This window comes from Paraconexibacter sp., assembly GCF_059438195.1.
On record NZ_JBLKKY010000017.1, the window covers coordinates 1 to 23,238 of the forward strand.

The window sequence follows — 23,238 nt, forward strand, 5'->3', positions numbered from 1 at the left end:
CTTGCAATGTATAAAAGATCTCCTTCACCGCGTAGCTCATGCAGCCTCCCGGGTGCACAGGGGCGTCATCGAGGTGGGTTCAGGTAGACCGGCGGGGGGATGGGCGTCGAAAACGACAGGCGCAAGGACAAGCAGCCGCACAAGGTGCGGCGACGAGGTTTTGAACATGGTGTTCCTCTACATGACCCCGTCGTCGCGCCTGCGCGCGCACGTCGCCGAGGCGGGCCTCGCGCCGGCCGACGTCGCGCTCACCCTCGCGACCGGGCGCGCGCACCTCCCGCACCGCGGCGTCGTCGCCGGCCGCGACCGCGCCGGGCTCCTCGCCGGTCTCGACGCGCTCGCCGTCGGGACGCCCGCGGCGCGCGTCGCCGCCGGCGCGGTGGGCGAGAGCACCGGGCGCGTCGCCTTCGTCTTCCCCGGACAGGGGTCCCAGTGGGCCGGAATGGGCGCAGCGCTCGCGGAGGACTCGCCGGTCTTCGCCGCGGCGCTGCGGGCGTGCGGGGACGCGCTCGCGCACTACATGGGCGTCCCCCTCGCCGACGCGCTCCGCGATCCCGCCGCGCTCCAGCGCGTCGACGTCGTGCAGCCTGCGCTCTTCGCCGTCCACGTCGCGCTCGCCGCGCTGTGGCGGAGCCTCGGAGTCGAGCCGTCGGTCGTCGTCGGCCACTCGCAGGGCGAGATCGCCGCCGCCCACGTCGCCGGCGTCCTCTCGCTCGAGGACGCGGCCCGCGTCGTCGCCCTGCGCAGCCGCGCGCTCGCCGAGATCGCCGGGGCGGGCGGGATGCTGTCGGTCTCCCTGCCGCCGGAGGAGGTCGGTGAGCGCCTCGCCGGGTGGCCCGGCCGCCTCTCCGTCGCCGCGTTCAACGGACCGCGCTCCGTCGTCGTCTCCGGGGGCCCCGAGGCGCTCGACGAGCTCGCCGCCGCCTGCGAGAGCGACGGCGTGCGCACCGGCCGGATCCCGGTCGACTACGCCTCCCACTCCCCGCACGTCGAGCGCATCCGCGAGCGGCTCCTCAGCGAGCTCGCGTCGATCGCGCCGCGCACCGCGGAGATCCCGCTCGTCTCGACGACGACCGCTGAGGCCGTCGCGGGCCCCGAGCTCGACGCCGCGCACTGGTACCGCAACCTCCGCGAGCCCGTCCTCTTCGAGCCGGCCGTCCGCGCGCTCGCCGCCGAGGGCACGGGGACGTTCATCGAGTGCAGCGCCCACCCGGTCCTCACATGGGCGATCGAGGAGACGGCGAGCGACGTCGCGGTGACCGGCACGCTGCGTCGCGACGACGGCGGCCTCGACCGCGTCCTCGAGTCGGCGGGCGCGGCGTGGGTCGGCGGGGCGAGGGTCGCCTGGGAGCGCCTCCTCGAGGGCACCTCCGCCCGTCCCGCCGACCTCCCCACCTACGCCTTCCAGCACACGCGCTTCTGGCAGCCGCCCCGCGCCGGTGCGGACCGGGCCCGCGACGCGGCGGGACACCCCATGCTCGGCGCCGCCGTCGCGCTCGCCGATCGCGACGCCCTCGTCCTCTCCGGCCGCGTCTCGCTGCGCACCCACCCGTGGCTCGCCGACCACGCCGTCGGCGGCACGGCGCTCCTCCCCGGGACGGGCCTCCTCGAGCTCGCGCTGCGCGCGGCCCGCGCGGCGGGCGCAGAGGTCGTCGACGAGCTCACCCTCGAGGCGCCCATCGTCCTCGGCGACGACGAGGTCGAGCTGCAGGTCGGCGTCGGAGAGCCCGGAGGGGACGGCCTCCGCGCGCTCGTGATCCACGCGCGCCCCGCCGGCCGCGACGCCGAGTGGGCGCGCCACGCGAGCGGCCTCGTCGGACCGGCCCGCGACGCCGCGCCCGTGGGCGCGGACGGCACGTGGCCGCCGCCCGGCGCCGAGCCGATCGACGTCGACGCGCTCGACGACCGGCTCGCCTCGCTCGGCTACGACTACGGGCCCGCGTTCCGCGGCGTCGGCGCCGCGTGGTCGCACGGCGGCGATCTCCTCGCCGAGGTCTCCCTCCGTCCCGAGGAGGCCGCCGAGGCGAGGCGCTTCGAGGTCCATCCCGCCCTCCTCGACGCCGCGCTGCACCCCGCGTTCGGCCGCGCGCAGGACGGCGGCGTCCGGCTGCCGTTCCGCTGGGCGGGCGTCCGCGTCGCGCGGCCCGGCGCGACGTCCCTGCGGGTGCGGATGCGTGCGGGCGAAGGCGACGCCCTCTCGGTCGTCGCGACCGGGGAGGACGGGGAGGTCGTCCTCGCCGTCGACACGCTCGAGGCGCGCCCGCCCGCCCCGGGCGCCTTCGCCGCGCCGGGGCCGGACGCGCTCCTCGCGGTCCGGTGGGTCGAGGCCGTCCCCGGCACGCCGTCCGCGACGGGCGACGCCGTCGTCGAGGCCGCCTCGGCGCGCACGGCGCTCGCCCTCGTCCAGGAGCGGCTCGCCGACGTCGAGGCGCGGGACGGGCGGCTCGTCCTCGTCACCCGCTCGGCCGTCGCGGCGCGACCCGGCGAGGTGCCCGATCCGCGTGCCGCCGAGGTGTGGGGCCTCGTCCGCAGCGCGCAGACCGAGCACCCCGGTCGCTTCGCGCTCCTCGACGTCGACGACGCGTCGGCGGCGGGTCCGCTGCCCGCCGTCCCCGCCGTCCCCGCCGACGAGCCGCAGGCCGCGCTCCGCGACGGCGCGCTCCTCGTCCCGCGCCTCGCGCGCGCCGCGAGCGCGGAGCCGCCCGCGGCCGACTGGCGCCTCGGCCTCCGTCGGGCCGGCTCGCTCGACGGCGTCGGCCCCGTCGCGGGGGACGGAGCCCGTCCGCTCGCCGCCGGAGAGGTCCGCGTCGCGGTTCGCGCCGCCGGCGTCAACTTCCGCGACGTCCTCCTCGCGCTCGGCACCTACCCGGGGGCGGCGCCGCTCGGCAGCGAGGCGGCGGGCGTCGTCGTCGAGACCGGCCCCGGTGTCGGCGGCCTCTCCGTCGGCGACCGCGTGACGGGCCTCGTCCCCGAGGCGTTCGGGCCGCTCGCCGTCGCGGACGCCCGGCTCCTCGCACCCGTCCCGGCGGGCTGGTCGTTCGCCGAGGCGGCGACCCTGCCCGTCGCGTTCGCGACGGCGCACCACGGCCTCGTCGACCTCGCGGGCCTGCGCGCCGGCGAGCGCGTGCTCGTGCACGCGGCCGCGGGCGGCGTCGGCCTCGCGGCCGTCCACCTCGCCCGGCGGCTCGGCGCCGAGGTCTTCGCGACGGCGAGCCCCGCGAAGTGGGACGCCCTGCGGGCGCTCGGCATCGACGACGACCACCTCGCCTCGTCGCGGACGAGCGATTTCCGCGAGCGCTTCCTCGCCGCCACGGGCGGTGAGGGCGTGGACGTCGTCCTCGACGCCCTCACCGGCGAGCTCGTCGACGCGTCGCTGGACCTGCTCCCGCGCGGCGGCCGCTTCGTGGAGATGGGGAAGGCCGACGTCCGCGACCCGGCGCAGGTCGCCGCCGCGCGCCCCGGGGTCGAGTACCGCGCCTTCGACCTCTTCGACGCCGGTCCGGACCACCTCGGCGCGATCCTCGGCGACGTCGCGGCCGCCGCGGCCAGGGGCGAGCTCCCCGCGCTCCCGCTCACGGCATGGGACGTGCGCGACGGCGTCGCCGCTCTCCGCCACCTCGCCCAGGGGAGGAACGTCGGCAAGGTCGTCGTCACCGTCCCGCGGGCGCTCGATCCCGACGGCACGGTCCTCGTCACCGGCGGCACGGGCGCGCTCGGCGGCCTCGTCGCCCGGCACCTCGCGGAGGCCCACGAAGCGCGGCACGTCGTCCTCGCCGGTCGGCGCGGGCCCGACGCCGAGGGTGCCGCCGAGCTCGCCGCCGACCTCGCGGCGCTCGGCTGCGAGGCGACGGTCGTCGCCTGCGACGTCGGCGACCGCGACGCCCTCGCGGCGCTGCTGGACGCCATCCCCGCCGCCCACCCGCTCACCGCCGTCGTCCACGCGGCGGGAGCGCTCGCCGACGGCGTCGTGGAGTCCCTCGACGAGGAGGCGCTCGCGCGCGTCATGCGCCCGAAGGCCGACGCCGCCCGGCATCTCGACGAGCTCACCGCCGGCGCGGATCTCGCGGCGTTCGTCCTCTTCTCGTCGGTCGCGGGGACGCTCGGCACGCCGGGCCAGGCGAACTACGCGGCGGCGAACGCGGCGCTCGACGCGCTCGCCGTGCGCCGCCGCGCCGCGGGCCGACCGGCGACCTCCGTCGCCTGGGGTCTCTGGGAGCAGGCGAGCGGGCTCACCGGCGCGATGCGCGACGAGGACGTCGCCCGCCTCGCCCGCGAGGGCATCCGGCCCCTCTCCACCGAGGAGGGCCTCGCCCTCCTCGACGCCGCGCTCGCGCACCCCGCCCCGGGGCTCGTCGCGCTGCCGCTCGACCGCCCGGCGCTGCGCGAGCGGGCAGCGGCGGGCACGCTCCCCCCGCTCCTGCGCGACCTCGCGCGGGGGCCGGGCACATCCGCGGGCGCCGCGGCCGCGCCCCTCGCGCGACGGCTCGCCGCCGCGGCCCCCGGGGACCGGCGGGACGTCCTCGTCGATCTCGTGCGGGAGCAGGCCGCGGCGACGCTCGGGCTCGACGCCGTCGACGAGGTCCGCCCCGACCGGGACTTCAAGGACCTCGGCTTCGACTCCCTGGCGGCCGTCGAGCTGCGCAACCGCCTCGGCCAGGTGACGGGGCTGCGGCTCCCGTCGACGCTCGTCTTCGACCACCCGACCCCGGCGGCGGTCGCCGCGCTCCTCGAGGAGGCGTCGGCCGCGCCGGCTCCGGCGCAGGCACCGGTCGCCGGAGCGCCCGCGCCGGCCGTCGCGCAGCAGGACGCACCCGCCGCCGTCCCGGGCTCGCAGTCGGCGATCCTCGCGCGGCGCGCGTCCACCGTGCCGGACCCGGCCGCGCCGCTTCCCCCGATCCCGCCCGAGCTCGTCCGCGGCGACGGCGCGCCGCCGGCCCCGTCCCGGCCGTCGCCGCTCGGCGCGCTCGCCGCCAAGGTCCGCGCCGCCCGCTTCCGCGCGTGGGTGCTCGCCGCGCGCCTGCGCCTCGCACGCCAGGGCTGCCGGCTCGTCGTCGAGGCGGCGGAGCCGCCCCGGCTCGACGCGCCGCTGCGGCTCGTGATCGACGCGGCGGGCCGCGGCGGGACGCTCACCCTGCGCCTCGGCCGCGACTGCCGGTTCGGCCGCGACGTCACGCTCGACGTCCGCACGGATCTCGACGGACTCATCGAGGTCGGCGACCGCGGGACCTTCCAGGACCGGATCCGGCTCCAGGCCTGGGGCGGGGCGATCCGGCTCGGTGAGCAGACCCAGGTCCGCGACGGCAGCGAGCTGAAGTCGCGGGGCGACCTGCGGGCCGGCGACGAGGTCGTCATCGCGCGCAACGTCACCGTCCACTGCCACGAGAGCATCGAGCTCGGGGACCGCGTCGGCCTCGCCGAGGGCGTCACGGTCATGGACTCCGACCACACGCACGACGGCTCGGACGTCGGCTTCCTGAGCCAGCCGGTCGTCTCGACTCCGGTCGTGCTCGAGGACAACGTCATGGTCGCGACGAACGCGGTGGTCCTTCGCGGCGTCCACGTCGGCCGCAACGCCTTCGTCGCCACCGGGGCCGTCCTCACCGCCGGCGAGTACCCCGCGCGGCATCTCCTCGCGGGGGTCCCGGCGGTGCCGGTCCGCCCGCTCGGCGAGTAGCCATCGCCCCGCCGCCCCGGGGGAAGGCCCTTGACGCGAGATCCTCGATCTTCGAAGATCGAAGAAACCGACTCCGCCGGAGGACCCATGACGACGACCGCCACGACCCCTGCGCCCGCGCTGCGCCCGACCGACTACCTCGACGTCGACCACCTCCTCTCCGACGAGGAGCGGCTCATCCGCGACACCGTCCGGGCCTTCGTCCGCGAGAACGTCGTCCCGCACGTCGGCGACTGGTTCGAGGAGGCGACGATCCCGCGCGAGCTCGCGACGGAGCTCGGGCGCCTCGGGCTGCTCGGGATGCACCTCGAGGGCTACGGCTGCGCCGGCGCGAGCGCGACCGCCTACGGGCTCGCCTGCATGGAGCTCGAGGCCGGGGACAGCGGGGTGCGGTCGCTCGTCTCCGTCCAGGGGTCGCTCGCGATGTACGCGATCTGGCGCTGGGGCTCCGAGGAGCAGAAGCAGGAGTGGCTGCCGCGCATGGCCCGCGGGGAGGCGATCGGCTGCTTCGGGCTCACCGAGCCCGACAGCGGCAGCGACCCCGGCTCGATGCGCACCCGCGCCCGCCGCGACGGCGACGACTGGATCCTCCACGGCCAGAAGATGTGGATCACCAACGGCTCCATCGCCGAGGTCGCGGTCGTGTGGGCGCGGACCGACGAGGGCCTCCGTGGGTTCGTCGTCCCGACCGACACGCCGGGCTTCACGACGCAGGACATCCACCAGAAGCTCAGCCTCCGCGCGTCGGTGACGAGCGAGCTGCTCCTCGACGACGTCCGTCTCCCCGCCTCCGCCGTCCTCCCCGAGGTCTCCTCGCTCAAGGGCCCGCTCTCGTGCCTCAACGAGGCCCGGTACGGGATCGTGTGGGGCGCCGCAGGCGCTGCGCGGGCATGCCTGGAGTCGGCGCTCGACTACAGCAAGGAGCGCGTCCAGTTCGGCCGGCCGATCGCCGCGTTCCAGCTCCAGCAGGGCAAGCTCGCCCGCATGGCGCTCGAGGTGAACCGCGCGACGCTCCTCGCGCTGCACCTCGGGCGGCTGAAGGACGCGGGGCGGCTCCTCCCCGAGCAGGTGAGCATGGGCAAGCTCGGCAACGTCGACGCCGCCCTCGACGTCGCGCGGACCGCCCGCCAGGTCCTCGGCGCGAACGGCGTCACGCTCGAGTACCCCGTCATCCGCCACATGAACAACCTCGAGTCCGTCGTGACCTACGAGGGCACCGCGGACGTCCACGCACTCGTCATCGGCGCCGCCCTCACCGGCGAGCAGGCCTTCCGGTGAGCACGCTGCGCGCCGGCCTCGGGACGGCCCAGCAGCACGCGGTCGACGGCCTGCGTGCGCTCATCGTCGCCGGCGAGCTGCGGCCGGGCGACCGGGCGAACCAGGAGGACCTCGCCTCGCGGTTCGGCGTCAGCGTCGCCCCTGTGCGCGAGGCGCTCCGCGTCCTCGAGCAGGAGGGCCAGGTGACCTACCTGCCGCGCCGCGGCTACTTCGTCACCGAGCTGCGGCTCTCCGACCTCCGCGAGATCTACGAGCTGCGGCGTCTCCTGGAGGACCGCGCCGCCCGCCGCGCGCTCGAGGACATCGACGACGAGGCGGTCGAGCGCATCCGCCGCGCGGCCGGCGACTGCCTCGAGGCGGCGCAGGCCAGCGACGTCGCCGCCGAGCTCGAGGCGAACCGCCGCTTCCACTTCGCGATCCTCGACTCGCCGGCCCAGCCGCACGCGATGCGGCTCATCCGCCTCCTCTGGGACTCGACCGAGGCCTACCGGGCGCTCTACTACAACGCCCCGGAGGAGCGGACCCGCTCGATCGAGGCCCACGACGCGATCATCGACGCGGTCGTCGCCCGCGACGCGGACCGCCTCGTCGCCGAGCTCGACGCCCACCGCGACCGCGCGCTCGACGTGCTCGGGGCCATCCTCCCTGACGAAACTCACGCCTAGGGTGAGTTTCGTCAGGTGGGGTGGGCGAAACGGGCGTGAGCGTCAGCTCGGCGGCGTCCAGCGGACCGGCATCTCGTGGACGCCGTGGAGGAAGTTGTTCTGCTGGAACACGACGTCGCCGTCGAGGCGGATGTCGGGCAGCCGGCTGAAGATCTCGAGCATCGAGGCCTTCACCATCTGCCGGCCGAGCGAGGCGCCGATGCAGTAGTGCGGACCGCCCGCGCCGAAGCCGAGGTGGCGGTTCGGGTCGCGCGTGATGTCGAACCTCGCGGCGTCGTCGAGGGCGTCCTCGTCGCGGTTGCCCGAGCAGTACCAGAGGACGACCTTGTCGCCGGCGGCGATCTCCTGGCCGCCGACCTCGACGTCCTCGGTCGCGGTGCGGCGGAAGTGCATCACCGGGGTCGCGAAGCGCAGGACCTCCTCGACGAGGCCGTCGACGTGCGCCTCGGGATCCGAGAGGAAGAGCTCCTTCTGGTCGGGGTGCTCCTCGAGGAGGCGCAGCGCGTGCGCGATCGAGTGGCGCGTCGTGTCGTTCGCCGCCGAGCCGAGGAGCGAGAAGAACGCCGCGATCTCCCAGTCCTCGAGCTTGCGGCCCTCGAACTCGGCCTCGAGCACCCAGCCGACCATGTTGTCCGCGCGCTCGCCGCTCGACCGGATGCGGTCGGCGGACGCGAGCGCGATGTCCTGGATGATCTCGGCCTCCTCGGCGAAGGTCGTGAGCGCGTCGCGGCCCATCGCGCAGTTCGGGTCGTCCCAGGCGAGCATGCGCTCGGCCGCGTCCATGATCTTCTGCTGGTCCTCCGAGCCCCTGGGGACGCCGAAGAAGTGGGCGAAGATGTAGCCGGGGAGCTGCTTCGCGTAGAGCTCGCAGAAGTCGCCCTCGCCCTTCGGCGCCATCTCGTCGATGAGCTCGGTGACGTGCTGGCGGATCCAGTCCTCGATCTTCATGACGTTGCGCGGCGTGAACGCCGTCGAGACGATGCCGCGCTGCTGACGGTGCTCGTCGCCGTCCATCCCGAGGAAGGAGTGCGAGGCGACGAGGACGACCTCGGGGACGTCCTCCATGAGCACGCCCTTCGAGCTGATGAACCGCTGCGCGTCGCGGGAGATCTTCCGGCAGTCCTCGTACCGGGTGATCGCCCAGAATCCGGGCGTGTCCTCCTCGGGAGGCATGAGGGTGGACTCGTAGGGACGGTGCCACGAGATCGGGCAGTCACGGCGAAGACGGGCGAAGGTCTCTTCGCGCTCGTCGAACGGGCGGGCCCAGAACTCGCGGCTCGAGAGGTCCGCCCCATCGAGCGTCGGACGGTGCGCGATCGTGCTCATGCCCAGAGGATCGCTGCGGCGGCGCCGTGCGTCCTCTTCCGATCGGGGCATCCGTGCCCTCAGGAGGACGGACTCGGCGCTCTCGGGGTTCCCGCGACGGCGCTCCGGGCATCGAGCAGCATGCTCAAGCGCCTCTTCCAGACCTACATGATCGGCAAGATCGCTCGTCGTGGCGGTCGGGCCACGACCCGCCGCCGCCGCGGGCGGCGCAGCCGGGGCGGTCTCGGCGGCATGCTCGCGCGCCTCGTGCGCAGCCGCGCCTGATCCCGCTCAGCTCGCGTCCGTGACGGGCGCCGCCGCGGCGCTGCCCGCCGCGCGGCCGACGACGTCGAGGACGTGCTCGGCGGCGACCGGCCGCGAGAACAGGTAGCCCTGCGCGAGCGCGCAGCCGTCGCGGGCGACGCGCGCGAGCTGCTCCTCCGTCTCGACGCCCTCGGCGACGACACCCATGCCGAGGGCGTCGGCCATGGAGGCGACCGCCGGCAGGATCGCCTTGCCCTGGTCGGCGCCGGAGCCGGAGACGAACGTGCGGTCGACCTTGATCTGCGAGACCGCGACCCGCGTGAGATGCCCGAGCGAGCTGTACCCGGTCCCGAAGTCGTCGAGGACGACCCGGACGCCGAGGCCGCGCAGCGCCGAGACCGTCGCCTCGGCATCGCCGCGGGCATCGAGGAACGCCGTCTCGGTGAGCTCGATCGCGAGCGCGTCGGGAGCGAGCTCGTGCCGGCGCAGCTCGGCGGCGACCCGGTCGGCGTATCGGGGGTCGGCGAGCTCGACCGCCGAGGCGTTCACCGAGACGTAGAGATCCTCGGCGAGCGGGTCGCAGGCCCGCCAGTCGGCGAGACGCGCGCAGGCCTTCCCGAGAGCGAGGGCACCGATGCGGTCGATGAGCCCGGACTGCTCGGCGATCGGCACGAACTCCGCGGGCGAGACGGGACCGTGGATGGAGGAGGTCCAGCGCATGAGCGCCTCGAGCCCGACGACGTGGCGGTCCTCGACGCGGACGATGGGCTGGAACACGAGGTCGAGCTCACCGTCCTCGATGGCACGATGCAGATCGGTCTCGAGCTGCAGGCGGCGGACGGTCTCGCGGCGCATGTCGCCGTCGTAGAAGACGACGCGCCCGCGACCGCTCTCCTTCGCGCGGTACATCGCGATGTCGGCCTCGCGGAGGAGCTCCGCAGCGCTGCGCTCGCCGCCGGCGCAGACGCTCACGCCGACCGACGCGCTCGTGCGGACCTCGCCGTGCGCGGTCGCCAGCGGCCGGGCCCAGACGCCGGTCACCCGCTCGGCGAGCGCCTCGAGGTCGGCCTCGTCGGGGACGCCGTCGAAGACGACGACGAACTCGTCGCCTCCGAGGCGGGCGACGGTGTCCGTCTCGCGGACGGCCGCGGCGAGCCGCGGGGCGACCCCGGCGAGCAGCTCGTCGCCGACGTCGTGCCCATAGCTGTCGTTGACGAGCTTGAAGTTGTCGAGGTCGAGGAGGACGACGGCGACGGTCGCGCCGTCACGTCGCGCCCGCGCGAGCGCCGTCGCGAGGCGGTCGCTCACGAGGGTCCGGTTCGGCAGGCCGGTGAGCGCGTCGTGGAGAGCCGCGTGGCGCGTGATCCTCTCGGACTCGAGGCGCTCGAGCGCCGACCCGAGGATGTGGGCGACCGACTGCAGGAACGCGGTGTCGTGCTCGCTGAAGCGTCGCCGCTCGATCGTGTGCATCCCGAGCACGCCGTACGCCCGACTCGAGCCGCGGAACGCGACGGACATGCCGCCGACCGCGCCCCGGCGGCGCAGGAGCGGCGCGACGCGGAAGCGGTGCTCCTCGTCGAAGTCCTCGACGACGACGGGCCCGTCGTGGTCGAGCACCCAGCCCGCCTCGGACCCCGGGCAGGTCGCCGCCTCGACGGCGGGCGCCTCGGCGGCCCAGCCGGCGCCAGCGGCGAGCCGCAGCGCGCCGTCCTCGTCGAACGCGAAGGCCGCGCAGCAGTCGACGTCGAGGATCGTGTCGAGGGCGAGCACCGCCTTGCGCAGGAGCGTGCGCTCGTCGGTGGCCTGGAGCGCGTCGCGACCGAGTCGCGCGAGCACCTGGTGCTCGGCGGCGCGCTCCTCGGCCCGTGCCGTCGCGTCGGCGGTCGCGCGGACGAGTCGGTGGACGAGCGCGGCGAGGAGCGCGATCGCGGTCGCGATCGCGACGGCGGTCGCGACCGGCCCGAGGAGGGCCGCGGCGAAGACGACGAGCCCGAGGGGGACGAGAGCGGCGAGCAGCCAGCGGGCCGTTGGGGGGAACGACGCACCCACACGGTCGTTATCGGCAGGCCGTGCGTGCGGGTGTAGCCCGGACCCCGGGTCGCCGGGGAAGGAGCGGGCGGAGGGGCGCGGCGGGCGGCCGCGCGGGAGGTCGCACGTGGGTCGCTGCGTGAACGTACGCTCACACAGCGGGTGGCGCCCTCCCGCCCGGAGAGAGGGGGCGGGCGGGAGGGCGCGGGCCCGCGTCAGGCGACCTGCGCGACGACCTTCGCCTTGAGCGCGACGTCGCCGTTCTGGCGCGTCGCGGCGAGGGAGCACGTCGCGAGGCGGCCATCGTCGGACTCCTCGATGGAGTCGACGGTTCCGCCGATCGTGAGGACGTCGTCGGGCCAGACCTGGCCCGTGAAGCGCAGCTCGAGGCGACGCACGTTCTCACGGCCGAGCCAGTGCGCCGCGTGGTTCGCGAGGACGCCGGCGTGGTACATCCCCATCCCGAACACGGTGTCGAGGCCCGACTCGCGGGCGAACGTCTCGTCGTGGTGGATCGGGTTGAAGTCGCCGCCTGCGCCCGCGTAGCGGACGAGGTCGGTGCGGGTGATCGGGCCGAGCGTCGTCTCCGGTCCGGTGTCGCCCTCGGAGACCGCGCGGAGCCCGTCGGTCGTCTCGATATCAGTCATTCTCAGCCTCCCGTCTGGATGAGCGTGTCGATCTGGCGCATGACGACGTCGCCGTCGGCGTTGGTGATCTCGCCCTCGATCGTCACGAAGGTCATCGTCCCGCCGCGCTTGCCCTCGCGCTCGTCGACGGCGGCGACCTTCCGCCGCATCGTGAGCTCGTCGCCCACGACGACGGGCCGCAGGTACTCCCACGTCGTGCCGCCGTGGAGCAGCCGCTTGAAGTCGAACCCGAGGTCCTCGATGGCCGCGTCGCGCTCGCGCCAGTGGAAGGCGGACATCGCGAAGGTGAGCGGCGCGGGGATCCCGTCGTGGCCCGCGGCGCGCGCTGCGGCGTCGTCGACGTAGATCGGGTCGTCGTCGTGAAGCGCCCGGGCGAACTCGCGGACCTTCCCGCGCTCGACCGGGAACGTGACCTCGTCCAGCTCGAGGCCGACCTGTGAGGGGTCGGGCATGCGTTCCTCCTGTCGTGTGGTGGGGCGCGAGACTAGCAGAAGAGTTAACGACTGTTAGCATCCGCGCATGCTCGAGACCCAAGCCGCGATCCCGCTCGTCCCCAGTGCGGAGGAGCAGCTCCTCCGCGAGACCGTCGCCCGCATCGCCGGTGGCTACGGCCACCAGTACTTCGCCGAGCACGCGGCGTCCGGCGAGTTCCCCGCCGCGCTGTGGTCCGAGCTCGCCGCCGCGGGCTTCGTCGGCGCGAACCTCCCCGAGGAGCACGGGGGCGGCGGCCTCGGGATCTCCGCTCTGTGCTGGGTCGAGGAGGAGCTCGCCGCGGCGGGCTGCCCGATGCCGATCCTCGTCATCTCGCCGGCGATCGTCGGGAGCATCCTCGCCCGGCACGCCGACCCCGAGCAGTGCGAGCGCTGGCTCGCCCCTCTCGCCGCCGGCGAGATCCGCGCGGCCTTCGCGATCACCGAGGCCGAGGCGGGCTCGAACTCGCATCGCGTCGCCCTGCGCGCCCGTCGCGACGGCGACGCCTACGTGCTGCGCGGCCAGAAGACCTTCATCTCCGGCGTCGAGGACGCCTCGATCGTCCTCGTCGTCGCCCGCACCGGCGAGCCGGACGCGAAGGGCCGCGCGCCGCTCTCGCTCTTCGTCGTCGACGCCGACGCCCCCGGGCTCGAGCGTCAGCTCATCCCGACCGCCGTCCAGGCGCCCGAGCGGCAGTGGACGCTCTTCCTCGACGACGTCGTCGTTCCGGCGGACCGGGTCATCGGCGGCGAGGGGGCCGGTCTCAAGGCGCTCTTCGACGGGCTCAACCCCGAGCGGCTCATGGGCGCGGCGATGTGCAACGGCATCGCGCGCTACGCGCTCGACAAGGCGGCGGCCTACGCGAACGAGCGCGAGGTGTGGGGCGTGCCGATCGGGAGCCACCAGGGCGTCGCCCATCCGCTCGCCGAGGTCCGCATCGAGCTCGAGGCGGCGCGCCTCCTCCTCCAGCGCGGCGCGCTGCGCTACGACGCGGGGCTCGACGCCGGCGCGGACAGCAACATGGCGAAGTTCCTCGCCTCGGAGGTGAGTCTGCGGGCGCTCGACCGCGCGATGCAGGCCCACGGCGGCAACGGCCTCGCCCTCGAGTACGGGCTCTCGACGCTGTGGTTCGTCGCCCGGCTCCTCAAGACGGCGCCGGTCTCGCGGGAGATGGTCCTCAACTTCGTCGCCGAGCACACGCTCGGCCTGCCGCGTTCGTACTGAGCGCGCCCCAACCGCCGAGAACCCAGGGGCGGGCCCCATGCGGCGCGCTTCGCGTTCTCGGCCGCCCGGGAGGGGCCGGCCGGGGGCCGGGCCGCGCCGCGGCCCGTGGCGCCACGTGCGCCGGCGCCGCCGAAGGGGAGAGGCGACGCCGGCGCGTGCGGCCGCGCCGTTCTCAGACCTCCGTCGGGGTCCAGGTGACCGGCAGGCGCTTCGTCCCGTGGACGAAGTTCGCGATGAGCGGGTCGGCCTCCCCGCACTGGATGTCGGGGACGCGCGTGAAGAGCTCGGAGAAGAGCGACTTCAGCATCTGACGGGCGAGAGCGGCACCGAGGCAGTAGTGCGGGCCGCCGCCCCCGAAGGCCTGGTGGTGGTTCGGGCTGCGGAGGATGTCGAACTCGTAGGGGTTGCCCCAGTGCTCCTCGTCGCGGTTGCCCGAGCAGTACCAGAGAGCGACCTTCTCGCCCTTGCGGATCGTCTTCCCGCGGATCTCGACGTCCTCCTTCGCGGTCCGCCGCATGTGGATGAGCGGCGTCGCCCAGCGCAGCATCTCCTCGACGGCGCTGTCGATGCGACCGGGGATGTCCTCCTGCAGGAGGCGCTTCTGCTCGGGGAAGTCCGAGAAGGCCTGCATGGCGATCGCCGAGCCGTTGCGCGTCGTGTCGTTCGCCGCGACGGCGAGGAGGACGAAGAAGGAGCCGATCTCGAAGTCGGTCATCATCTTGCCCTCGAACTCGGCGTTGACGATCCAGCTCACGAGATCCTCGCCGGGGTTCGCCCGCCGCTCGGGGATGAGCTCGCCGATGACCTCGTGCAGCTCCTGGGCGCAGCCCGCGAACTGCTCGAGGGCGGTGCGGTCGCCGCACACCTCGGGATCCGTCCACGCGAGGACGCCCTGGGCGGCGCCGACGGCGCGGTGGTAGAGGTCGCTGCCGCGCTCGAGCCCGAAGAACTCGCCGAAGATGCGAGCGGGCATCTGCGACGAGATGAGCTCGACGAAGTCGCCCTCGCCGAGCGGCGCGAGCTCGCCCACGAGGTCGCTGGCGTGCCCGCGGATCCAGCCCTGGAGCCGGCGCATGTTCGCGGGCGTGAAGGCCGTGAGCGTGATCCCGCGCAGCGACGTGTGCCGCGGCGCGTCCATCGCGATGAACGACTGCGCCATCTCGGTGACGATCTCGGGGAAGTCCTCGAGGATGACCCCGCCCTCCGACGAGAAGATCTGCGGGTTGCGGCTCGCGAAGCGGATGTCCTCGTACTTCGTGAGCGACCAGAAGCCGCGCGTGTTCTCCTCCGGCGGGAGGAGGTCGGACTCCATGGGGTCGCTCCACATGACCGGGTTCTCGCGGCGGATCGCCTTGAACACCTCTTCGCGCTCCCCCCAGGGGCGCGCCCAGAACTCCTTCGTCCTGATGCTGAGGTCGGGCGGTGCGGTGAGCGACATGCGAGGTCTCCTCCTCTGTCGGAACGGTCGTCACGCGATGATCGCCCCGCCCGAGGAGGTCGTTTCGGGTCGAGTACCGGCGTCTCGCGCCCGCCCTTCGTGAAACCGACGAACGGCCGTTCACTCGTCGAGCGCGGCGACGAGATCCGTCTCGAGGAGGCCGACGATCTCGACGGCGGCCTGGAGGAGGAGGGAGTCGGCATCCGTGAGCCCGGTGAGCTCGATCGCGCGCCGCACGCGGTAGGCGACGGTGTTGTGGTGGATGCCGAGGCGGCGCGCCACCTTCGCGTAGTTCTGCCCCTCCGCGTAGAAGATGCGCAGCGTCGCCAGGAGGCGGCGAGAGCCCTCGTCCTCACCGGCGAGCGGCCCGAGGGTCGCGCGGGCGAGCTCGCGCGCGGCCTGCGCATCGCGTGTGAGGAGGTCGGCGACCGCGACGTCCGAGTAGAGCGTCACCGCCGCCGAGCCGCGGAGCAGCCGGGCGACGCGGCGCGTGCGCCGGGCGTGGTCGTGGCTCTTGCGGAAGCCCTCGAGGTCCCGTGCGGGCTGGCCGACCGCGATCCGGACCCCGGTGCCCTCGAGCGCGTTGCGGGCCGATGCGATGCGCGACGCGGACAGCTCCCCGCGCGGCACCCAGGCGGAGACGACGCGCGAGGCGGTGCGCAGGAGCAGCGGCCGCGCGGGCCCGCCGGCGAACGCGCGGGCGACCGCGGCGGCGACGTCCTCGAGATGGCCGCTCGGCCTCTCCCCGGCGCCCTCCTCGCTCCAGGCGATGAACGCGAGATGCGTGCGGCCGAGGTCGTAGCCGAGGCGCGCGCTGCCCACCTGCTTGTCGATCGGCTCGTCCGCGAGGATCGCCTCGACCGTCTCGGCGCGGACGGCGTGCGCCCGCCGCATCGTGCGCTCGCGCTCCTCCTCGTAGACCACCGCGAGCGGCTGCAGGATCGCGTCGACCCACGCGAAGGTGAAGACGGACGTCACGCGCAGCGCCTCGTAGACGACCTCCGGCGGCGCGTCGGACGCCGCGAGCCGTTCGTGCCAGATCTCGCGGTAGCGCGCCTGGCCGAGGCGGAAGACGCGGAGCACGGCGTCCATCGGGAGGCCGCGCGCGACGAGCGTCCTCGCCCACGTGAGCGCGTCCTGCGGCGGCGGGACGACATGAGGGTCGCTCCACGAGCGCGTCATCGCCGTGAGGAGCGCCGCGCACGCGCGCGCGACCGCGCGCAGGTCGTCCCGCACGTCCTCGTCGTCACGGACGAGGTCGACGACCTCGGTGATGTGCTCGACGAGGATCTCCGCGACGTCGTCGTTGTCGGCGTCGATGGTCGCGGCGATCTCCGTGACGAGGCGCTCGCACTCCGGCGTGCGGTCGGGGGCCCGACCGGATGAGAGGACGCGGCGCCGATGCTCCACGGGCCGACCCTCTCACAGAGCGGGGGCGAGCGAGCGCCGGTCCGCGGTTCGTCCGTGATTCCTCCAGTCGCGTGGGTGGCGCCCTTGTGCGAACACCAGACCGCGCGCCGCACGCGTCCTCCAGGATCGCGCCATGGAGACGTACGACCACATCGTCATCGGCGCCGGCTCGGCGGGCTGCGCGGTCGCCGGCCGCCTCAGCGAGGACCCGGCCCGCCGCGTCCTGCTGCTCGAGGCCGGCGGTTCCGACCGCAGGCTCGAGGCCCGGGCGCCGCTCGCCTTCTCGGGCCTCTTCCACACCGCCCGCGACTGGGACTACGAGACCGAGCCCGAGCCCGCGCTCGACGGTCGGCGCCTCTACCAGCCGCGGGGCAAGCTCCTCGGCGGCTGCAGCGCGATGAACGCCATGCTCTGGGTCCGCGGGAGCGACCAGGACTTCGACGGCTGGGGCATCCCAGGCTGGTCGTGGGACGAGGTCGAGCCTTACTTCGTGCGCATGGAGGACCACTTTCTCACCGGTCCCGGCCACGGGAAGGGAGGGCCCATCCGCGTCCGCCGGCTCTCGACGCCGGACGCCTGCACGTCGGCCTTCATCGACGCCGCCGTCGACTCCGGCATCCCGCGCACCGAGGATCTCAGCGGTCCCGTGCTCGAGGGCGTCCAGCACTCTGCGACGAACACGAGCGGCGGCCGGCGCTGGAGCGCCGCCCGCGGCTACATCGACCCGGCCCGGCGCCGCAAGAACTTCACGGTGCTCACGAACGCGCTCGTCCGGCGCATCGTCATCGAGGGCGGCGTCGCGGTCGGCGTCGAGGTGGAGCACAAGGGCCAGGTGAAGCAGATCGGCTCGCGCGGCGACATCGTCGTCAGCGGCGGCGCGTTCAACACCCCGCACCTGCTCCAGCTCTCGGGCATCGGGCCCGCCGACCATCTCCGCGAGATCGGCGTCGACGTCGTCGTCGACAACCCCGCGGTCGGCGCCCACCTCTCCGAGCACCCGATGACGTTCGTCAACTACGAGCTGCGGGAGCCCCACCTCGGCCTCTCCGACGCGGAGAAGCCGAAGCACCTCCTCAAGTGGCTCCCGCGCGGCGGCGGGAAGCTCGCGAGCAACGTGGGTGAGGCGCTCGCGCACATCCGCACGCTGCCCGAGCTCACGGCGCCGGACATGCAGCTCGTCATGGGCCCCGCCTTCTACTGGGAGCACGGGGCCGCGAAGCACCCCCGGCCCGCGATGATGATCGCGCAGTCCTACTGGACGCCGAAGAGCGAGGGCACGGTCCTCGCGCGTTCGTCGGACCCGACGCAGAAGCCCGCGGTCCTCCTCAACATCCTCACGGAGCGCTCCGACCTCGAGGCGCTCATGCGCGGCGTGCGCCTCACGCGCGACATCTTCGACCGCTCGCCGCTGCGCGAGATGGTGTCGCGCGAGATCACCCCGGGGGCGGCGGTCCAGTCGGACGAGGACCTCGAGCGCTGGATCCGCGACACCTGTCAGCACACGTACCATCCGTCGTGCACGGCGCGGATGGGCGAGCCGGGTGAGGGCGTCCTCGACCCCGAGCTGCGGGTCCATGGCGTCGGCAACCTGCGGGTCGCGGACGCGAGCGCCCTCCCCCGGATCACCCGCGCGAACACGAACGCGCCGGCGATCCTCATGGGAGAGCGCTGCGCCGCGTTCATCCGGGGAGAGGCGCCGCTCGGCCCCGCGCGTGCCGGGGCGAGGAGGCCGGCCGGGGTGACCTGAGCGGCACACGCGGGGCAACGAGGGCGGAGCGGCGGCATCGCTGCCGCTCCGCTTCGGCATGTTTACTATCGTTCACTCATGTCCCGTGAACGAGAGATCCTCGACGCCGCGGCCAAGCTCTTCTACGAGCGCGGCTTCCACGCCGTCGGCGTCGACGAGATCGGCGAGGCCGTCGGCGTCACCGGCCCCGCGATCTACCGGCACTTCTCCGGGAAGGACCATCTTCTCGCGACCCTCTACCACGAGGCGCTCGACGAGCTGTTCCTCCGGCTCACCGGCCGGATGGACGACCCGCACGAGGAGCTCGCCGCGCTCATCCGCGCCCAGGCGGAGTTCGCGGTCGAGCACCGTGAGACGGTCGGCATCTACACCCGCGAGGACCGGGCCATCGCCCAGCCCTGGCGCCGCGAGGTGGCCCGGCGCACGAAGGCCCACATGAACCGCTGGATCGAGGTGCTCACGCGCTGCTACCCCGAGCGTCCGCACGAGGACATCGTCACGGCCGCCTACGCCGCCGTCGGCCTCCTGCACTCCGTCGCACAGTGGCCGCCGGCGGCGCTCAAGGCGCACGACGTCCCCGGGCTCCTCGTCGGCATCGTGAGCGAGGGGCTCGCCTCGTTCGCGCCTGCCGAGGACGAGGCCGAGCTCACCGGCTGAGAGGAGGGGTCGCGCCCGCGCGGGCGGCCCCGACCGCGCCGACGAGCCGGGCGCGCGCGGCTGGCGGCCCGCCAGGCGCGCGAAATCCCGCGAGGGAGGCCCGGAATGCCCCCGGGGGGAGATCCGGAGGGGCAACTGGCCTGCCACCGTGAGCGGCGATATGCCGCGATCTCCCGCTGTGGCCCTCGCCGGCCTGCTCGCCGCCGGCCTCCTCGCCGCCCCCGGCGCACTCGCCGAGAGCGAGGCGGAGGAGACGTACGAGACCCTCACGGTCACCGCGACCGGCGATCCCGTCTTCGGCTCGATCGCCCTCAAGCAGGCGCTCACGGAGGGCGAGGTCGGTGACGTCCTGCGCATCGCGAACGCGAGCAGCTCGTACACCCACGTCGTGGCCGAGCGCAGCGGTCTCTTCTCGTTCACGATCCCGCCCCGCGGCGACGCGCGCTGGGTCCTCACGGCGGGCACCCATCACCTCGTCGGGCCCACGCACCCCGGCTTCATGAACGCCCGCGTGAGGGTGGGTCCCGAGGCCGAGCTGCGCAAGAAGGTCGTGCGCACGAAGAGCCGGCGCAGCCGCGCGCGGTCGCGGAAGGTCGTGCGCACCGCGGTCGTCCGATGGGCGCTCGAGGAGCGCGACGGGCTGAGCTTCGACGTGCAGCGGCGCAAGGGCCGCAAGGGCGAGTGGGAGATGTGGCGCGAGGGCACGACAGCGGCCGCCGGGCGCTGGCGCGCCAAGGCGGGGGAGAGCTGGCGCGTCCGCGTCCGCACCCGCAGCGCAGCCGGCGAGGGCGCGTGGTCGCCGTCGGCCGCCGTCGTCCCCTGAGCGGCCCGCCGCCCACGACTGCGCCCCCAGGACGGCCGCGGACATCCGCGGCCGTTCTGCTTCCCGGAGGGGCATCGGCTTGACAACGGTCGTGAACGACGGTTAACGTAAACGCTCGTAAACGCCCGATGGGAGATCGAGGGGTCGTGGGAGCAGTCGACGGGCAGGTGACAGGGGTCGCGCGCGCTTGCGCCGCGCGTCTGCGCGCGCTCTCGCCAGGGGCGGGCGCGCGGACCGCCGCGGCTCGCGCCGCAGTCGAGCCCCGACCCCGCGCGAGCGGCCCGGCGCAGGTCGCCGGCCCTCACGACGTCACGCATGCGCCCGCCGTCTCGCGACACGCGAGCGCGCCCGGCGGGGCGCAGGAAAGGAACGAGATGGTGATGCAGGAGGAGCCCGAGTCGCGGGAGCGCCCGGCGACCCCGACGCCCGGCGCCGAGGCGATCGTCACGGCGTTCGTCGAGACCATGCACCGCGGGGCGGAGAACCCGCAGCTCAGCGGCACGCTCGCGCGCGCCGAGACGTCGATCGCCTTCGAGGTCCGCGACCTCCCCGGCCGCCGCGTCGTCCTGCGTCTCGGCGACGGGCGCGTCGAGGTCGACGACGACTCGAGCGCCCCCACCGAGGCCGCGCTCCAGCTCGACAGCATCGACATCCACGAGCTGTTCCTCGGCGGCCTCCCGCTGCCGATGAAGATCGCCGCCGAGCGGATCGCCTTCCGCGGGCCGGTGCGCCGCTTCATGCGCGTCATCGCCCCGATCGGCCAGCTCGCCGGGGACTACCGCGACGAGATCGAGGCGGCGCTCGACCGCCGCGACGGAGGACGCACTTCATGAGCACCCACGGAGGGCCGCCCGGCGCGGCCGACCCGGACACCGCACGCCTGCTCGACAGCGCGAGCGACTACAGCCACCACGAGGGCGCGATCGCCGTCCACGAGGAGACGCCCGGCGACTTCTGGTCGATCGAGTGCATCGACGTCCACCGCTCCTTCGGCAACAACGCCGTCCTGCGCGGTCTCAACGTCGGTCTGCCCGAGGGCATGATCTCGGTCATCCTCGGCCCCTCGGGGACCGGCAAGTCGGTGCTCATCAAGCACCTCATCGGGCTCCTCTTCCCGCAGCGCGGCGACGTCCTCGTCCACGGCGAGTCCGTCCCGAACATGACGATGAGCGAGCTCCTCGAGATGAGGAAGAAGTTCGGGATCCTCTTCCAGGACGGCGCGCTCTTCGGGTCGATGTCGGTCTACGACAACGTCGCGTTCCCGCTGCGCCAGCACACCGACCTCGGTGAGGACGAGATCGCGGAGATCGTCAACGCGCGCCTCTCCGACGTCGGCCTCACGCACGCAGGCGGCCGTCTTCCGAACGAGCTCTCGGGCGGCATGCGCAAGCGCGCCGGCTTCGCCCGCGCGCTCGTCCTCGAGCCGGAGATCGTCATGTTCGACGAGCCGGACTCGGGCCTCGATCCCGTCCGCACGGCCCTCCTCTGCCAGCTCATCGAGGAGGTCCACGAGCAGCACGGCGGCACCTACGTCGTCATCACGCACGACATCGCGTCCGCCCGGCGGATCGCCGAGTACATCGCGGTCCTGTGGCAGGGGAGCATCGTCCAGGCCGGCGGCCGCGACGACATGTTCGGGTCGGAGAACCCGTTCGTCCGCCAGTTCCTCGCCGGCGCTCCGGTCGGCCCGCTGGGGATGGAGTGACGGTGGGACGCGCCGACGGCGGCAAGTACCCCCGAGGGGGTCAAGGGATCAGCCCAGGGGGACTACTCCCCCTCCAGGGGCGGACCTACATTCGTGAGGCAGTCGCAGCGACCGGACGTCGCCTGCGGCCGCGGGTTCTCTAGGAGCAGGGGAGGGAGGGACATGGCGACGACCACGACAGGCGCACCCGTACCGCGCACGAAGGACGCCCGGCCGACGAGGCGCGGGCGCACGGGGGGCAGCGCGCCGAGCGCCACCGCCGGTCTCAGCGCCGCGATCGAGCAGGTCGCGGGGATGATCATGCTCACGGGCAAGACGGTCGTCGCGGCGACGACGCCGCCGTTCACGTGGAGGGCCGATCTCGTCGAGGAGATCTGGCTCATCCTGCGCCGCTGCATGATCCCCGTGATGCTGTCGACGCTGTTCTTCGGCTTCGGCGCACCGGGCGTGCAGGGAGGCACGATCACGAACTTCCTCGGGACGGTCGACCGTCTCGGCGCGTTCTTCGTCATGGCGTCCGTCCGCGAGTTCGCGGGATGGATCAACGGCATGGTCATCGCCGGCGTCGCCGGCACCGCGATCTGCGCCGACCTCGGGGCCCGCAAGGTCCGCGAGGAGATCGACGCGCTCTCGGTGCTCGGCATCGATCCGGTGAAGTCGATCGTCGTCCCGCGCTTCCTCGCGCTCGGCGTGATGACGGCGCTCATGAACCTCGTCGCCCTCGTCTTCGGCGTCGTCGGAGGCTGGCTCGCAGCCGTCGTCCTCTTCCAGGAGTCGACCGCCGGGTTCCTCGCGACGTTCGGCTCGAACTTCACGACGCCCGACCTCATCGGGAGCGTGCTCAAGACGAGCATGTTCGGCTTCATCGTCGCGATCGTCAGCTGTTACAAGGGCCTCAACGTGTCAGGTGGCGCCGAGGGCGTCGGCCGCGCCGTCAACCAGGCGGTCGTCGTGTCGTTCGTCGGCATCTGGGTGTTCAACTCCGTCTTCACCTACACGCTGCTGGCCGCCTATCCCGAGACGGGGAACCTCCACTGATGGAAGCGGCAAGCGTCAGGCAGCCGAGGGCCTCCCGCGCCCCGCGTCCCGCAGGCGCGGCGAAGGAGCTCTCCGAGGGCTTCACCCGCCCGGTGAAGGACGTCGCGAAGGAGCTCGGCGAGTTCGTCGCCTTCTCGTGGCGCACGATCGTCGAGGTCCCCGGGGTGTGGCGGTACTCCGGCGAGGTCCTCCGCCAGGCCGGCATCCTCATCACGGGGACCGCCGCCGTCATCTGGTTCATGCAGTTCGTCATGGGGACGACCTGCGGGATGGAGGGCAACTACGTCCTCCGCGGATACGGCGCCTCCGGGTACTCGGGCGTCCTCACGGGCGTCTGCGCGATCCGCGAGATGGGTCCCTACATGTGGGGCTACATCCTCGCCGCGAAAGTGGGCTGCGGTCTCGTCGCGGAGATCGGATCCATGCGTATCAACGACGAGCTCGACGCGATGGAGTCCATGGGCCTCAACCCCATGCGCTACATCTGCGCCGCGCGGCTCGTCGCCGCCGCGATCGTCTTCCCGCCGATCTACATGATCGGACTCGGGATCAACACGATCGCTTCGTACCTCGTCATCGTCGTCCAGATCGGCGAGGTCTCTCACGGCGCCTGGGAGACGGTCCACTGGGCCTTCCAGGAGCCCATCGACTACGTCTACTCGCTCGTCAAGATCATGACGACGGGGCTCGGCATCGTCCTCATCGGCCTGTACTACGGCTACACGGCCTCTGGTGGACCCGTCGGGGTCGGAAAAGCGACAGCGAGATCGATGATCCTCGCGCTCGTGATGATCCACCTCTTCGGCGCCTTCTTCTCGACGCTCTTCTGGGGCTTCGACGGACCGAGCCCGATCGGGGGGTGAA

General features: G+C 73.8%; 18 protein-coding genes. 12 read left to right on the top strand and 6 right to left on the bottom strand.

Annotated elements, in window-relative coordinates; translation table 11 throughout:
• Positions 1-166: 166 nt before the first annotated feature.
• The 3 genes from ACME2J_RS08095 (at position 167) to ACME2J_RS08105 (ending at position 7,617) form a co-directional block, all read left to right on the top strand.
• On the top strand, positions 167-5,674 hold the full coding sequence (locus tag ACME2J_RS08095) for an SDR family NAD(P)-dependent oxidoreductase (protein ID WP_495544385.1): 5,508 nt from the start codon (positions 167-169) through the stop codon (positions 5,672-5,674).
• Positions 5,675-5,761: 87 nt separating this feature from the next.
• Positions 5,762-6,952, top strand: coding sequence for an acyl-CoA dehydrogenase family protein (locus ACME2J_RS08100; protein ID WP_495544386.1), 1,191 nt, complete (start codon positions 5,762-5,764; stop codon positions 6,950-6,952).
• Positions 6,949-7,617: a GntR family transcriptional regulator gene (locus ACME2J_RS08105; protein ID WP_495544387.1), complete on the top strand. Its 669-nt coding sequence runs from the start codon at positions 6,949-6,951 to the stop codon at positions 7,615-7,617. The genes ACME2J_RS08100 and ACME2J_RS08105 overlap by 4 nt, the downstream gene beginning before the upstream one ends.
• A gap of 42 nt (positions 7,618-7,659) precedes the next feature.
• Here the strand turns inward: ACME2J_RS08105 and ACME2J_RS08110 are convergent, their stop codons facing one another.
• Positions 7,660-8,943, bottom strand: a complete 1,284-nt coding sequence (locus ACME2J_RS08110) for a cytochrome P450 (RefSeq protein ID WP_495544388.1) — start codon at positions 8,941-8,943, stop codon at positions 7,660-7,662.
• Between the two features lie 120 nt (positions 8,944-9,063).
• On the opposite strand from ACME2J_RS08110, the gene ACME2J_RS08115 reads away from it, so the two are divergent.
• Entirely contained in the window at positions 9,064-9,207 is a 144-nt protein-coding gene (locus ACME2J_RS08115) for a hypothetical protein (RefSeq protein WP_495544389.1), read from the top strand.
• A 6-nt stretch (positions 9,208-9,213) separates the two neighbouring features.
• Here ACME2J_RS08115 and ACME2J_RS08120 read toward each other — a convergent pair whose 3' ends face one another.
• The 3 genes from ACME2J_RS08120 to ACME2J_RS08130 all read right to left on the bottom strand — a co-directional run bounded on the left by ACME2J_RS08120 (position 9,214) and on the right by ACME2J_RS08130 (position 12,313).
• A complete protein-coding gene (locus tag ACME2J_RS08120) occupies positions 9,214-11,235 on the bottom strand; it encodes a putative bifunctional diguanylate cyclase/phosphodiesterase (protein ID WP_495544390.1) in 2,022 nt (673 codons plus the stop codon).
• Between the two features lie 194 nt (positions 11,236-11,429).
• Positions 11,430-11,852 (bottom strand): MaoC/PaaZ C-terminal domain-containing protein, encoded by a 423-nt coding sequence (locus ACME2J_RS08125; protein WP_495544445.1) that lies wholly within the window; start codon positions 11,850-11,852, stop codon positions 11,430-11,432.
• Between the two features lie 11 nt (positions 11,853-11,863).
• Entirely contained in the window at positions 11,864-12,313 is a 450-nt protein-coding gene (locus ACME2J_RS08130; RefSeq protein ID WP_495544391.1) for a MaoC family dehydratase N-terminal domain-containing protein, read from the bottom strand.
• Positions 12,314-12,380: 67 nt separating this feature from the next.
• Here ACME2J_RS08130 and ACME2J_RS08135 point away from each other — a divergent pair, with 67 nt between their 5' ends.
• Positions 12,381-13,556, top strand: coding sequence for an acyl-CoA dehydrogenase family protein (locus ACME2J_RS08135; RefSeq protein WP_495544392.1), 1,176 nt, complete (start codon positions 12,381-12,383; stop codon positions 13,554-13,556).
• Between the two features lie 172 nt (positions 13,557-13,728).
• On the opposite strand, the gene ACME2J_RS08140 is transcribed toward ACME2J_RS08135, so the two are convergent.
• Together ACME2J_RS08140 and ACME2J_RS08145 are read right to left on the bottom strand one after the other, a co-directional pair.
• A complete protein-coding gene (locus ACME2J_RS08140) occupies positions 13,729-14,994 on the bottom strand; it encodes a cytochrome P450 (protein WP_495544393.1) in 1,266 nt (421 codons plus the stop codon).
• 120 nt (positions 14,995-15,114) lie between these two features.
• Positions 15,115-16,404 carry a PucR family transcriptional regulator gene (locus ACME2J_RS08145; protein WP_495544394.1) on the bottom strand — a complete coding sequence of 430 codons (1,290 nt, stop codon included), beginning with the start codon at positions 16,402-16,404 and terminating at the stop codon, positions 15,115-15,117.
• A gap of 133 nt (positions 16,405-16,537) precedes the next feature.
• Between ACME2J_RS08145 and ACME2J_RS08150 the strand changes: the two genes are divergently transcribed.
• The 7 genes from ACME2J_RS08150 to ACME2J_RS08180 all read left to right on the top strand — a co-directional run bounded on the left by ACME2J_RS08150 (position 16,538) and on the right by ACME2J_RS08180 (position 23,237).
• Positions 16,538-18,151, top strand: a complete 1,614-nt coding sequence (locus ACME2J_RS08150) for a GMC family oxidoreductase (RefSeq protein ID WP_495544395.1) — start codon at positions 16,538-16,540, stop codon at positions 18,149-18,151.
• Between the two features lie 78 nt (positions 18,152-18,229).
• Positions 18,230-18,808, top strand: a complete 579-nt coding sequence (locus ACME2J_RS08155; protein WP_495544396.1) for a TetR/AcrR family transcriptional regulator — start codon at positions 18,230-18,232, stop codon at positions 18,806-18,808.
• A 160-nt stretch (positions 18,809-18,968) separates the two neighbouring features.
• The gene (locus tag ACME2J_RS08160; RefSeq protein ID WP_495544397.1) at positions 18,969-19,631 is read left to right on the top strand and encodes a hypothetical protein; all 663 of its coding nucleotides are present in this window, start codon (positions 18,969-18,971) and stop codon (positions 19,629-19,631) included.
• 380 nt (positions 19,632-20,011) lie between these two features.
• The gene (locus tag ACME2J_RS08165) at positions 20,012-20,464 is read left to right on the top strand and encodes a hypothetical protein (RefSeq protein ID WP_495544398.1); all 453 of its coding nucleotides are present in this window, start codon (positions 20,012-20,014) and stop codon (positions 20,462-20,464) included.
• On the top strand, positions 20,461-21,336 hold the full coding sequence (locus tag ACME2J_RS08170) for an ABC transporter ATP-binding protein (RefSeq protein ID WP_495544399.1): 876 nt from the start codon (positions 20,461-20,463) through the stop codon (positions 21,334-21,336). Before ACME2J_RS08165 ends, ACME2J_RS08170 begins: the two co-directional genes overlap by 4 nt.
• A 162-nt stretch (positions 21,337-21,498) precedes the next feature.
• On the top strand, positions 21,499-22,374 hold the full coding sequence (locus tag ACME2J_RS08175) for an MlaE family ABC transporter permease (protein ID WP_495544400.1): 876 nt from the start codon (positions 21,499-21,501) through the stop codon (positions 22,372-22,374).
• A complete protein-coding gene (locus tag ACME2J_RS08180) occupies positions 22,374-23,237 on the top strand; it encodes an MlaE family ABC transporter permease (protein ID WP_495544401.1) in 864 nt (287 codons plus the stop codon). The genes ACME2J_RS08175 and ACME2J_RS08180 overlap by 1 nt, the downstream gene beginning before the upstream one ends.
• Position 23,238 lies beyond the last annotated feature (1 nt).